The organism is Stenotrophomonas maltophilia group sp. RY12688, from assembly GCF_052149045.1.
GTDB lineage: Bacteria > Pseudomonadota > Gammaproteobacteria > Xanthomonadales > Xanthomonadaceae > Stenotrophomonas > Stenotrophomonas sepilia.
In genome coordinates this window covers 3,028,243-3,041,342 of sequence record NZ_CP197389.1, presented here as the reverse complement: position 1 = coordinate 3,041,342, position 13,100 = coordinate 3,028,243, and the positions used below count along the sequence as shown (strand labels likewise).

Genomic DNA, 13,100 nt, shown 5'->3' with positions numbered 1-13,100 from the left:
GGTGGCGGCGTCAGGTTATGCTGTGCCGATGCTCTATCTTGCTTCCCGCTCCCCCCGACGCAACCAGCTGCTGGCCCGACTCGGACGCCCCTTCCAGGCCCTTGACCTGGAGGTCGTCGAGCAGCGCGCGGCCACTGAAAGCGCCGAACAGTATGTATGCCGGGTCGCCGCCGACAAGGCGCGCGCCGGGCTGGCCCGGGTGCTGGCCGACGACCCGCAGGCGCGGGTGCTTGGTTCGGATACCGAGGTCGTGCTGGATGGCGAGGTCTTCGGCAAGCCGGTCGATGCCGCTGACGCGCGGGCGATGCTGGCGCGGCTGGCCGGGCGCACCCACCAGGTGATGACCGCCGTGGTGGTGGTCGGTGCGGGCGGCCTGGACAGCGAGCTGGTCATTTCCGAGGTGACCTTCGCCCCGATCGACGCCGCCGACATCGCCGCCTATGTCGCCACCGGCGAGCCGCTGGACAAGGCCGGTGCCTACGCCATCCAGGGCGGGGCCGAACGCTGGATCGAACATCTTTCCGGCAGCTACTCCGGCGTGATGGGGCTGCCGCTGCTGCATACCGATCGTCTGCTGGCGCGCTGTGGCGTGCCGGTCCCCACTGCCGATGCCGCCAGGGAGGCTGCCGATGTCTGAGGAAATCCTGGTCAATGTGACCCCGCGCGAGACCCGGGTCGCGGTGATCGAAAACGGCATGCTGCAGGAACTGCACATCGAGCGCGGTTGGCGCCGTGGCGTGGTCGGCAACATCTACAAGGGCAAGGTGCAGCGGGTCATGCCCGGCATGCAGGCCGCCTTCGTCGAAGTCGGCCTGGAGCGCGCCGCGTTCCTGCACGCCAACGACGTGGTGCGGCCGGCACCGGTGGCCAGCGCCGACACCGAGAACACCACCCTGCCGCCGCCGGCCAGCGTGCCGATCGTCGAGCTGCTGCGTGACGGCCAGGACATCGTGGTGCAGGTAGTGAAGGACCCGATCGGCACCAAGGGCGCCCGCCTGACCACGCAGATCAGCATTCCCTCGCGCTACATGGTGCTGCTGCCGCAGTCCAAGGTAGTGGGCGTGTCGGCGCGCATCGAGGACGAAACCGAGCGCGCCCGCCTGAAGGCGCTGGTGACCGAACTGTCGGCACAGCATGGTGGCTACGGTTACATCGTGCGGACCAACGCCGAAGGGCAGCCGGCCGAGGCCATCGCCGAGGACATCGCCTACCTGTCGCGCGTGTGGAACGTGGTCGAGCGCCGCGGCCGCGAAGCACCGTCGTGCAGCATCATCTATGAAGACCTGAGCCTGCCGCTGCGGTCCGTGCGCGACCTGATCCGCAAGGACGTGGACAAGGTGAAGGTGGACTCGAAGGAGACCTTCGGCCAGCTGCAGGCCTTCGTCGCCAAGTACATGCCGGTGCTGGCCGAAAAGCTGGAGCTGTATTCCGGCGACCGCCCGATCTTCGACATGTTCGGCGTGGAAGACGAGATCGGCCGCGCGCTGGACAAGCAGGTGCCGCTCAAATCCGGTGGCTACCTGGTGATCGACCAGACCGAGGCGATGACCACCATCGACGTCAATACCGGCTCGTTCCTCGGCCAGCGCAACCTGGAAGAGACGGTGTTCCGCACCAACCTGGAAGCGGCGCAGGCAGTGGCGCGTCAGCTTCGGCTGCGCAACCTGGGCGGCATCATCATTATCGACTTCATCGATATGGATGATGCAGAGCATCGCCGTCAGGTGCTGCGCACGCTGGAAAAGGCGCTGGCCCGCGACCATGCCAAGACCACGGTGTACGACTTCTCGCCGCTGGGCCTGGTGGAGATGACCCGCAAGCGCACGGTCGAAAGCCTGGAGCGCCAGCTGTCGGAAACCTGCCCGCAGTGCAGCGGCCGCGGCAGCATCAAGACCACCGAGACGGTGACCTACGAGATCTTCCGCGAGATCACCCGTGCCGTGCGCCAGTTCGATGCCGCGCGCCTGCTGGTGATCGCATCGACCAAGGTGGTCGCGCGCATCACCGATGAGGAATCCTCGGCGGTGGCCGAGCTGGAAGAGTTCCTCGGCAAGAGCATCCGCTTCCAGGCGGACGAGCAGTACCTGCAGGAGCAATTCGATGTCGTTCTGCTCTGATCCTCGCCGGCTGCAGGCCGGCGGTGGCCGATGAGCGCGCCGCCGCGCCTGCGACTGCGAAGGATCCGCCGTCATTTCATTGCCGCCTGTGCGGTGGGCCTGGTCGGGCTTGCACTGCTGGTGGGCACCTTCAGCCAACTGCTGCCGCTGGCCGAGCGTCATCCCGACAGGATCGCCGCCTGGCTGAGCGAGCGGGCTGGCCAGCCGGTGCGTTTTGACCAGCTGCAGACGACCTGGACCCGTCGTGGCCCGCTGCTGCAGCTGAAGGGCCTGCGCATCGGTGCCGGGCAGGGCCTGGCGATCGGCGAGGCCGAGGTGCTGGTATCGATGTACAGCGGGCTGCTGCCCGGGCGCTCGCTGACCGAATTGCGCCTGCGTGGCCTGGCCCTGGACCTGCAGCAGGGCGAAGACGGACGCTGGTCGGTGCGCGGGTTGCCGCAATCCGACAACGGGGGGGATCCGCTGGATGCGTTGCGCCGGCTCGGCGAGCTGCAGGTGATCGGCGGCCGCCTGGGCGTGCACGCGCCGGGGATCGGCATCGACACCACGCTGCCGCGCATCGACCTGCGCATGCGGGTCAATGGTGATCGCCTGCGCGTGGGTGTACGCGCCTGGGCCGATGCACAAGCGCTGCCGCTGACCGCGGTACTGGACGTGGACCGTGCGCGTGGCAACGGCCAGGCCTGGCTCGGCGCCGACCCGGTCGATTTCCATGCCTGGTCGCCCTTGCTGGCGGCCGGCGGCGTGCGCCTGCGCGAGGGCAAGGGCGAGCTGAACCTGTGGCTGACCCTGCGTGATTTCGCGCCGGTCGCGCTGACCACCGATTCGGACCTGCGGGACGTGCGCGTCGACGGTGCACCGATGCCCGGCGTGGCAGCGCCGCAGCTGCAGCTGCAGCGGCTGCAGGCCCGCCTGCGCTGGCAGCGCCAGGCCGATGGCTGGGCGTTGCAGGTGCCGCGCCTGCGCCTGAAGACCGAAGATGGCGCACAGCAGCTCGATGGCCTGCAGCTGCAGATCGGCAAGCAGCTGCGGGTGAACGCCGGTGCGGTGCAGGCCGGCATCGCACTGCGTGCGCTGGCTCTGAGTGATCGCCTTGAGCCGGGCCTGCGTCGCTGGCTGTTCCTGTCCAGGCCGCAGCTGGACGTGCGCGCGTTGCAGCTGTCGGGCGAACACGATGGCCCCCTGTGGGCGCAGGGTGAACTGCAGTCGCTGGGTTTCGCCAGCGTGGGCAACTCGCCCGGCCTGCGCGGCCTGGGCGGGCGCTTTGAAGGCGACGCCGATGGCTTCAGCCTGCAGCTGCAGCCGCAACGGCAGCTGCAGTTCGATTGGCCGACCGGCTTTGGCGTGCGGCATGACCTGCATCTGGCCGGACAGGTCGTGGGGTGGCGCGACGAGGGCGGCGGTTGGCGGATCGGAACGCCGGCCATGCGCGTGGAAGGCACCGACTACGCGGCCGACGTGCGCGGCGGCGTCTGGTTCCAGGGCGACGGTACGCGGCCGTGGCTGCAGCTGGCCGCGAAGCTGGACGACGTGCCGATGACGGCGGCCAAGCGCTTCTGGATCCACTCCAAGATGAGCAAGGGCGCCACCGACTGGCTGGACATGGCACTGGCCGGCGGCCAGGTGCGTGGTGGTGTCGGCCTGGTCACCGGTGACCTGGACGACTGGCCGTTCGACAACAATGATGGCCGCTTCGAGGCCACCGGCCACATCACCAATGGCGACATCCGCTTCCAGCACGACTGGCCGCTGATGCGCCAGGTCGACGCCGACATCGCCTTCATCGGCCCTGGCTTCGACATGCGTGGACGGGGTGATCTTGCCGGCGTGGCGGTACAGAAATTCGAAGCGGGCATTCCGGACTTCGGGCACCAGCCGTTGTACGTACGTGCCGACGCGCCGAGCGAGGCCGGCAAGCTGCTGGCGATGCTGCGCCAGAGCCCGTTGCACAAGGATTACGGCGATACGCTGGACAACCTGGTCGCCAGTGGTCCGGCGCATGTGACTTTCGATCTGCTGCAGCCGCTGCACCATGATGAAGGCGGTGGTCATCTGCAGGGGACGGTCGACCTGACCGGCGTGAAGCTGGTCGACAAGCGCTTCCAGCTGGCCTTCGACAACATGCGAGGGCAGGCGCGCTACAGCAATGGCGGCTTCGGCGCTGAGGAACTGGCGGTGCGCCACCTCGGCCAGGATGGCCGCCTGAGCCTGCGCGCTGGTGGCTACGTGCACGACAGCACGCGGGCTTTCGAATCGCAGCTGACGGCGCATCTTGATGCGGGCGTACTGATCGACCGCGCACCGGAAATGACCTGGCTCAAGCCCTACATCACCGGCACTTCAGCGTGGACCATCGCGGTCAACCTGCCCAAGGTGGCCCCGGGGGCGCCCGCGCCGCCGAGTGAACTGCGGTTGAGTTCGGACCTGGTCGGCACCCGGCTGGACCTGCCGGCACCGCTGGACAAGCCGGCCGCCGAAGCGCTGGCGACCACGGTGGCCGCGCAGTTGCCGATGGGCGCCGGCCGCATCGATGTGGCCTTCGGCCAGCGCCTGGCCCTGGCCGCACGCAGCCACAACAACCAGACCGGCGTGCAGGTCACGCTGGGCAGTGATCATGTTGATCGTGAGCCGCCGCCGAGCGGGCTGACGGTCAATGGCCGCAGCGCGACGCTGGATGCGCTGGAGTGGATCGGCCTGGCGCGGGGTGGCGGGGACGACGATGCGATGCCGCTGCGAGCGGTGGACGTGCAGGTTGGCCAGTTGAAGCTGATCGGCGGCGTGTTCGAGCAGACCCGGCTGCAGCTGCACCCGGGCTCACAGGCACTGGATGTGCGGCTGGACGGCCCGTCGCTGGCCGGACGCCTGACTGTCCCCAATGCGGACGGTGGCACGATCAGTGGCCAGCTTGACCGCGTGCACTGGCAGTCACTGCCGGCGGCACCGGGCGCGCCGGTTGCACCGGCGCGGGTACAGGCCGGTGCCAACGACATGGACCCGGCCAAGCTGCCGCCGTTCGCGCTGGACATTGCCGACCTGAAGTTCGGCAAGGTGGTGCTGGGCCAGGCGGTGCTGCGCACGCGACCGTTGGCCAATGGCCTGAACGTGGATGCGCTGCGTTTCCGTGCGCCGGACCAGGAGATCGACATCAGCGGTCGCTGGCTGGGCCGGACCGGTGGTGCCCGAACCGAGTTGACCGCACAGGTGCGCAGTGAGGATCTGGGTGGGTTGATGCAGAATCTTGATTACGGCGGCCAGTTGCGCGGCGGTTCCGGCCAGGCGCAGTTGCAGGCCTCGTGGAGCGGAGGCCCGTCGGACTTCCAGCTGGGCAACCTGCAGGGCAGTCTCGACCTGCACGCGCGCAATGGCCAGCTGCTGGAGCTGGAGCCAGGCGCCGGCCGCGTGCTGGGCCTGCTCAGCGTCGCGCAGCTGCCGCGGCGCCTGATGTTCGACTTCCGCGACTTTTTCTCCAAGGGCTTCGCGTTCAACCAGATCGACGGCAGCATGCAGTTCGGCCAGGGCATGGCGCGCACCGACAAGGTGCTGATCGAAGGCCCGGCGGCCAACATCACCATCCGTGGCCAGGCTGACCTGCGCAACCAGCGGTTCGACCAGACCATCGACGTCAACCCGCGCGCGGGCAACCTGCTGACCGTGGTCGGTGCGGTGGCCGGCGGCCCGGTGGGGGCCGCGCTGGGCGCGGCCACCAATGCGGTATTGTCCAAGCCGCTGGGCGAGATTGGCGCCCGAACCTACAAGGTGACCGGTCCATGGAAGGAACCGAAGGTGGAAGTGATCGAGCGCAGCCGCGACAAGACCCCATCACCGCCCGTGCCGGCGTCTGCACCGGCCATTCCGCCGACCGTCACCGACCTGCCGCGCTCGCGCTGAGCGCGGTTCCCTGTTCACGGGGCTTGCCTGAGCGCCCCCGCACCCCCAGATCGAAACCATGACTGATATCGCCCTGACGCTTGCCCAAGACCGCCTGCTTCGCCCCGGCGGCCTGGATACCGCTGGCCTTGAGCGCACCTTCGGCCAGTTGCTCGGCCCCGGTGTCGACTTCGGCGACCTTTATTTCCAGCACGCCCGCCGCGAGAGCTGGAGCGTGGAAGACGGCATCGTCAAGGACGGTGCCCATTCCATCGAGCAGGGGGTGGGCGTACGTGCGATTTCCGGCGAGAAGACCGGATTTGCGTACTCCGATGACATCCATGCCGACGCGCTGCTGGCGGCGGCGCAGTCGGCGCGCGCGATCTCGCGTGAGGGCGGTGCGCAGTCCGGGCGATCGCTGCTGCGCGGCAATGCGCGCGCACTGTACCCGGCGCTGGACCCGATCGATGGTATCGGCAACGAAGCCAAGGTCGAGGTGCTCAAGCGCCTGGATGGTTACCTGCGTGCCGCCGACCCGCGCGTGAGGCAGGTGATGGTGAGCCTGTCCGGCGGCGTCGATACGGTGCTGATCGCCCGCAGCGACGGTGTGCTGGCGGCCGATGTGCGTCCGCTGGTACGCCTGAATGTGCAGGTGATCGTCGAGCACAACGGCCGTCGCGAGTCCGGCTATGCCGGGGGCGGTGGCCGCTATGGCTACGAAGACCTGTTTGCCAGCGGCCGCCCCGAAGCCCTCGCCCAGGAAGCGCTGCGCCAGGCGCTGGTGAACCTGGAAGCGGTGCCGGCGCCGGCCGGCATGATGCCGGTGGTGCTCGGCCCGGGTTGGCCGGGCGTGCTGCTGCACGAAGCGGTCGGCCACGGCCTGGAAGGCGACTTCAACCGCAAGGGCACCAGCGTCTACGCCGGCCGCATCGGCGAGCGTGTGGCGGCACCGGGGGTGACCATCGTCGACGACGGCACCCTCGACGGCCGCCGCGGTTCGTTGAACATCGACGATGAAGGCCACCCCAGCCAGTGCACCACGCTGATCGAGGACGGCATCCTGGTCGGCTACATGCAGGACAGCCTCAATGCGCGGCTGATGGGCATGGCCCCGACCGGCAACGGGCGCCGTGAATCGTTCGCGCACCTGACCATGCCACGCATGACCAACACCTACATGCGCGCCGGCGAGCACGATCCGCAGGAGATGATCCGTTCGGTGAAGAAGGGCCTGTACGCGGTCAACTTCGGCGGTGGCCAGGTCGACATCACCAGTGGCAAGTACGTGTTCTCGGCCACCGAGGCCTACCTGATCGAGGACGGCCGCATCACCACGCCGGTGAAGGGCGCGACCCTGATCGGCAACGGCCCGGAAACCATGCAGAAGGTGCGCATGGTCGGCAATGACCTGGCCCTGGACGAGGGCGTGGGCATCTGCGGCAAGGACGGGCAGAGCGTGCCCGTGGGTGTCGGCCAGCCCTCGCTGTTGATCGAGGGCATCACCGTCGGCGGTACCCAGGCCTGAGCGTGGCGATGGCCACAGCAACCGCCCGGGCCGACGCGGACTCAGTCCTCGTCGGCTTCGCCGGTCCCGATGTGGTCGGTGTCTTCGGCGCCGGCCTTCAGGCCCAGCGCGGCCGGCAGCATCAGGCCGCGCAGCACCTGGAAGATCTCGCGGTAAGCGCGCGGCGGCTTGTTCCTGGCCTTCTCGGCCTGCGCGTTGCGTACCAGCGTGCGCAGCTGCTGGCGGTCGGCCTGCGGATAGTCATCGAGCAGAGCGGCCAGCGCCTTGTCACCCTCGGCCAGCAGGCGGTCGCGCCAGTCTTCCACGCGGTGCATCATCGCCACTTCGCGGCGGCCGGTTTCGCTGTTGGCGTCCAGCGCATCGCGGATCGCATCCAGCGTGGCCTCTTCTTCGCGGCGCATGTGCTTGGCCAGGAACGCCAGTTGGCGCTTGTGGGCGATGTGGGCGGTGATGCGCTTGCACTCGGCGATGTGCGGCAGCAGGTCTTCCGGAATCGGCAGGCGCGCCAGCTGGGCCGGGGTCAGCGACACCAGCTTCTCACCCAGGGCCAGCACGTCGAGTGCATCGCGCCGGTTCTGGCTGCGGCTCTTGTCGTGGAATTCACCGGTTTCTTCGTCGCGTCCGCGCATCGTCCCTACCTGATTTCAAAAAAAGTCGCCCGGCGTGATGCCGGGCCCAACCCGTACAGGATAAAGCATTGAACGTGATCGCCCCTGAAGTGGCCGTCGGCGACGACAGCCTGGCCCGGCTGGAACGGCTGGCCGACCTCTCCCAGCAGCTGCTCGACCGCGCCCGCGCGCTGGGCGCCAGCCAGGCCGAGGTCAGCTGCAGCGAGGATCGGGGCCTGGAGGTCAATGTCCGCCTCGGCGAGGTCGAGACTGTGCAGTCCACCCGTGACCGTGGCATCGCCGTGACCGTCTATTTCGGGCAGCGCAAGGGCAGTGCCAGCACTGGCGACCTGAACGAGGCCAGCCTGGCCGCTACGGTCGAGCAGGCCTGCGCGATTGCCCGGCATACCGAGGATGACCCGGCCGCCGGCCTGGCCGAGGCCGCGCTGATGGCCACCGACTTCCCGGACCTGGATGGCTGGCACCCGTGGGCGCTGCAGGCCGATGAGGCGGTGGACCTGGCCCTGGCCTGCGAGGCCGCTGGCCGCGAGGCCGATGCGCAGATCCGCAATTCCGATGGCGCTTCCGTATCGAGCATGCAGAGCCTGTCGGTGTACGCCAATTCGCATGGCTTCTTCGGTCGTGAGCGAGGCACCCACCATTCGGTCGGCTGCGCGCTGATCGCCGGGCAGGGCGACGGCATGCAGCGCGATGGCTGGTATACCAGCGCGCTGGCACAGGGGGACCTGGAAGACGTGGGTCTGGTCGGCCGCCGCGCCGCCGAGCGCACCGTGGCCCGCCTGCAGCCGCGTTCGTTGGCCACTGGCAGCATGCCGGTGCTGTTCGCCCCGGAAGTGGCGCGCAGCCTGGTCGGCCACCTGCTGTCGGCAGTGTCCGGCGGCGCGTTGTACCGCCAGGCCAGTTTCCTGCTGGACAGCGTCGGCCAGCGCCTGTTCCCGGAGTGGATGCAGATTGACGAACTGCCGCACCTGCGCCGCGGCCTGCGCTCGGCCGCCTTCGACGGCGACGGCGTGGCCACCCGTGCTTCGGCGCTGGTCCGTGACGGCGTGCTGCAGCGCTATGTGCTGGGCAGCTATTCGGCGCGCAAGCTGGGCCTGCAGACCACCGCCAATGCTGGCGGTGTGCACAACCTGCAGCTGGCGGCCAATGCCGGCTCGCTCGAAGAGATCGCCCGACAGATGGGTGACGGCCTGCTGGTGACCGAGCTGATGGGGCAGGGTGTGAACGGGGTGACCGGCGACTATTCGCGCGGCGCCGGCGGCTTCCGTGTCGAGAACGGCGAGATCCAGTACCCGGTGGACGGCGTCACCATCGCCGGCAACCTGCGCGAGATGTTCAGCAGCATCGAGGCGGTCGGCAGCGACGTCGACCCGCGCTCGCACATCCGGACCGGCTCGATCCTGCTGGGGCGGATGACCATTGCCGGTAATGATTGATGGCGTCGATGGCGTAAGCTATGCCCGCCTGACGCAACCAGCTTGTGCTGGTGGGTCAAGACCACCCAATGAAAAGGAGTTTTGTCGTGAGTGAATTCGATAACGTCCCGCCGCCGCCGGCAACCACCAATGCCCCGGCCGACCAGCGCACCATGGCGCTGGCCGCGCACCTGCTGGGCATCTTCACCTGGTTCATCGGCCCGCTGATCATCTGGCTGATCAACAAGGATGACGCCAGCAAGTCCTTCGTGACAGACCAGGCCAAGGAAGCGCTGAACTTCCAGATCACCATCACCATCGCGATGCTGATCTGCATCGTGCTGACCATCGTGATCATCGGCGGCATCCTGGCGCCGATCGTCGGCATCCTGAACCTGGTGTTCTGCATCATCGCCGCCGTGAAGGCCAACAACGGCGAAGCCTACCGCTACCCGTTCGCGCTGCGCCTGATCAAGTAATTCCGGCCGCACGCGCAAACAGGAACGCCCGGCATTGCCGGGCGTTCCTGTTTGGCGGCAGCATCACGCCAGCGATCAGTGATCGCGTTCCACCGCCAGCGTGGCCAGCGCGCGCAGCGCGTCGGCCTCTTCGCCATGGCCGGCCAACGTAGCCTGCATGCGTGCGGCCAGTTCGCGCAGCTGCGCCTTCGCACCGTCCATGCCGAGCAGCGCGGGGAAGGTGCTCTTGTCCTGCGCCTGGTCCTTGCCGGCGGTCTTGCCCAGCTGTTCGGAACTGGCTTCGACATCGAGGATGTCATCGCGGACCTGGAAGGCCAGGCCGAGCGCGTCGGCGAAGCCGTCCAGCTGGGCCAGCTGTGGTTCGTGGGCCTGGCCGCACAGCGCTCCCATGCGCACCGCTGCACGGATCAGCGCGCCGGTTTTCAGCGCGTGCATGCGGGTCAGTGCCGCCAGCGTCTGCTGCTGGCCGGTGGCATCGATGTCCAGCGCCTGGCCGCCGCACATGCCGGAGGCACCGGAGGCGTGGGCCAGGGTCTGCAGGCAGGCCACGCGCAGCGTGGCGGGCAGTGGCGCATCGGCCAGCAGGCCGAAGGCACGGGTCTGCAGGGCGTCGCCGGCCAGGATCGCGGTGGCTTCGTCGAAGGCGATGTGGGTGGTCGGCTTGCCGCGGCGCAGCGCGTCATCGTCCATGGCCGGCAGGTCGTCGTGCACCAGCGAATAGGCGTGGATGAGCTCGACGGCCATCGCCGCTGCGTCAAGGCTTTCAGGCTGCGCGCCGAACAGGTGCCCGCTGGCATACACCAGCAGCGGGCGCATGCGCTTGCCACCGCCCAGCACCGAATAGCGCATGGCCTGGTGCAGGCGCTGCGGTGCTTCGGCAGGCGAGGGCAGGGCAGCGTCGAGCTGGCTTTCGATACGGTCGCGCCAGCGCGCGAACAGAACCTCAGCCGTCATGGCTGGGCGGATCGAAAGGTTCGGATGCTTCCGGCTGCGCCGGATCGCTGAGCAGGCGCACGCGCAGTTCGGCCTGTTCCAGCGCCTGCTGGCACTGGCGGTACAGACCGACGCCGCGTTCGTAAGCACTGAGCGAGGCTTCCAGGCTCAGCTCGCCGGTTTCCATCTGCTCCACCAGCTGTTCCAGCGATTCGAGCGACTGCTCGAACTGGGCGACCGGGGAGGCGTTTTCGGGGGACTTCTTGGCCATGCGGCAAGTGTGGACGGGCTGCGCGCGGGGGTCAATTCACCAGCCGCCGGGACGCCACTGCAGCTGCGCGTCGTGGGCCTGCAACCAGGCCTGCAGGGGAGCTGCGATGACCACGTCGGCGGCGGCAAGCAGCTGGGGCCCATCGAAGATCAGCGGCAGCTGGGCCCGCCGCCAGGGGGCCAAGTGCTCGCGTTGCAGGCAGTCCTTCAGCGCATGCGAATGCGGGCGGCCGGGCAGCACGATGCGCTCGCCACCCACGCGTGCACGGACCTGAAGCGGGCGTTCGAAGGCCACGGCGCCCTGCAGGCGCAATTGGCCACCATCGGGCAGCGGCAGGGGGGCACGCCCATCCCATTCGGCCTGCCATCCGCAGGGCAGCGATGGCAGCTGCGCGGGCAGCAGATAGGCGTGCTCGCGCCATTGCTGGATGGCATGCTCGTGCCAGCGCAGCCGCGCCTGGCGATCGTTGCTGGCCGGCAGCAGTTCGTGCAGACCCTGCTGCAGTACCGTGGCCGGCAGTGGGGCGGCACCATGGCCGATCACCCAGGCGCGCAGCACGCGCGCGGCGCGTCCCGGTGACACCTGACGCAGCAACTGCAGCGACAGCACGCGTGGTGCCACTTCCAGGTGCGCGATCAGCTCGGCGTCTTCCTCGTCCAGCAGAGCACGGGTCTGCCCGCAGTGCATTGCGCTGCCCGCCAATGCCGCAGCCGCATGCGGCCAGCGCTGGCGCAGCAACGGCAGCACCTGCAGGCGCAGGAAGTTGCGATCGGCGTGGTCGTGGCCATTGCTGGGGTCTTCGATCCAGCGCAGCGCGTGCTGCCGCGCGTAGTCGAGCAGTGCGCTGCGTGGCACCGCCAGCAGCGGCCGCCATAGAGGCTGTTCGCCAAGGCGGCTGTGTGCGGACATCGCGGCAAGGCCATCGACGCCGGATCCGCGCAGGGCCCGCAGCAGGAAGGTCTCGGCCTGGTCGTCCTGGTGCTGCGCCAGTGCCAGTGTTTCGCCGTCGCGCAGTTCGGCGGCGAACGCTGCACGTCGTGCCTGCCGCGCCGCGCCTTCAAGGCCGAGGCCCGCGCGCTTGTCGACCTGCACGTGATGCACGGCCAGTTCAATGCCCAGTGCCGCGCATTGCTGCTGGCAATGCAGCACCCAGGCGTCCGCATCGGCCTGCAGGCCATGGTGTACGTGCACCGCACGCAGCGCCGTGCCGGAGGCCTGTGCGCAGCGCCACAGCCAGTGCAGCAGCACGGTCGAGTCGACACCGCCGCTGTAACCCACCAGCAGCGGCGCATCCAGCGGAACGAGGGCAGGGAAGGCAGTCACGGCGGCAAGTATAGGGTGGGGTTTGCTTGGCAGGGCTGCGCCCTGCACCTGCTACGAGCCAGAGCAACAGCAACAGCAACAGCAACAGCAACAGCAACAGCTGGTCTGCTGAGGGATGGCGGGGTGGGTCCGGTTGCGGGGGACGCTGCAAGTACGTCCATGTAAGCTCGGTCGCCGCATCCATGCGGCTCACGCCCCCGCAACCGGACCCACCCCGCCTTCGACAGTTTCCTGCGAACTGTCGGATTGCTCATGGGGTCAGATCCGTTTTCCGCAGGAAAACGGATCTGACCCCCGGATTCAATTCGATATCTGACAGATCTGATCCATGCATGGCGTGGACGGTCCAACCGTCACCGGAAATCTGTCGGGGGTGGGGCGGTGTGGGTGGGCAGGACCGTTGGCGCCATGGATGGCGCCATCGAGCCCCCAAGGACGGGTTTACGGCGTGTCCTGACCAGCCACACCGCCCCGCCCAACTCACAGAAAACCAGAGCCGCTTTTGATCTTGATTTGGCTTCGGCTTCGGCTTCGGCAGGTG

The 13,100-nt window shown here is 68.4% G+C and carries 10 protein-coding genes; 6 read left to right on the top strand and 4 right to left on the bottom strand.

The window, feature by feature from the left end; translation table 11 throughout:
• The first annotated feature begins 28 nt into the window (after positions 1-28).
• Genes ACS0OT_RS14305 through tldD form a run of 4 tightly spaced genes read left to right on the top strand, consistent with a single transcriptional unit; the run spans position 29 to position 7,509 of the window.
• A complete protein-coding gene (locus ACS0OT_RS14305; RefSeq protein WP_065179231.1) occupies positions 29-637 on the top strand; it encodes a Maf family nucleotide pyrophosphatase in 609 nt (202 codons plus the stop codon).
• Positions 630-2,117: a ribonuclease G gene (rng, locus tag ACS0OT_RS14300; protein ID WP_005418079.1), complete on the top strand. Its 1,488-nt coding sequence runs from the start codon at positions 630-632 to the stop codon at positions 2,115-2,117. Before ACS0OT_RS14305 ends, rng begins: the two co-directional genes overlap by 8 nt.
• A 30-nt stretch (positions 2,118-2,147) precedes the next feature.
• On the top strand, positions 2,148-6,005 hold the full coding sequence (locus ACS0OT_RS14295; protein WP_442255869.1) for a YhdP family protein: 3,858 nt from the start codon (positions 2,148-2,150) through the stop codon (positions 6,003-6,005).
• Between the two features lie 58 nt (positions 6,006-6,063).
• A complete protein-coding gene (gene tldD / locus ACS0OT_RS14290; protein WP_005418077.1) occupies positions 6,064-7,509 on the top strand; it encodes a metalloprotease TldD in 1,446 nt (481 codons plus the stop codon).
• Between the two features lie 41 nt (positions 7,510-7,550).
• On the opposite strand, the gene yjgA is transcribed toward tldD, so the two are convergent.
• Positions 7,551-8,138 carry a ribosome biogenesis factor YjgA gene (gene yjgA, locus ACS0OT_RS14285; protein WP_005418075.1) on the bottom strand — a complete coding sequence of 196 codons (588 nt, stop codon included), beginning with the start codon at positions 8,136-8,138 and terminating at the stop codon, positions 7,551-7,553.
• 68 nt (positions 8,139-8,206) lie between these two features.
• On the opposite strand from yjgA, the gene pmbA reads away from it, so the two are divergent.
• Both pmbA and ACS0OT_RS14275 read left to right on the top strand, forming a co-directional pair.
• Positions 8,207-9,574 carry a metalloprotease PmbA gene (gene pmbA / locus ACS0OT_RS14280; RefSeq protein ID WP_070488917.1) on the top strand — a complete coding sequence of 456 codons (1,368 nt, stop codon included), beginning with the start codon at positions 8,207-8,209 and terminating at the stop codon, positions 9,572-9,574.
• An 86-nt stretch (positions 9,575-9,660) separates the two neighbouring features.
• Positions 9,661-10,032, top strand: a complete 372-nt coding sequence (locus ACS0OT_RS14275) for a DUF4870 domain-containing protein (RefSeq protein WP_065179227.1) — start codon at positions 9,661-9,663, stop codon at positions 10,030-10,032.
• Positions 10,033-10,107: 75 nt separating this feature from the next.
• Here ACS0OT_RS14275 and ACS0OT_RS14270 read toward each other — a convergent pair whose 3' ends face one another.
• Genes ACS0OT_RS14270 through tilS form a run of 3 tightly spaced genes read right to left on the bottom strand, consistent with a single transcriptional unit; the run spans position 10,108 to position 12,559 of the window.
• Entirely contained in the window at positions 10,108-10,986 is an 879-nt protein-coding gene (locus ACS0OT_RS14270; RefSeq protein WP_053498934.1) for a polyprenyl synthetase family protein, read from the bottom strand.
• Positions 10,976-11,236, bottom strand: a complete 261-nt coding sequence (locus ACS0OT_RS14265; RefSeq protein WP_005410522.1) for an exodeoxyribonuclease VII small subunit — start codon at positions 11,234-11,236, stop codon at positions 10,976-10,978. Before ACS0OT_RS14265 ends, ACS0OT_RS14270 begins: the two co-directional genes overlap by 11 nt.
• A 36-nt stretch (positions 11,237-11,272) precedes the next feature.
• Positions 11,273-12,559 carry a tRNA lysidine(34) synthetase TilS gene (gene tilS / locus ACS0OT_RS14260; protein ID WP_235649418.1) on the bottom strand — a complete coding sequence of 429 codons (1,287 nt, stop codon included), beginning with the start codon at positions 12,557-12,559 and terminating at the stop codon, positions 11,273-11,275.
• Positions 12,560-13,100 lie beyond the last annotated feature (541 nt).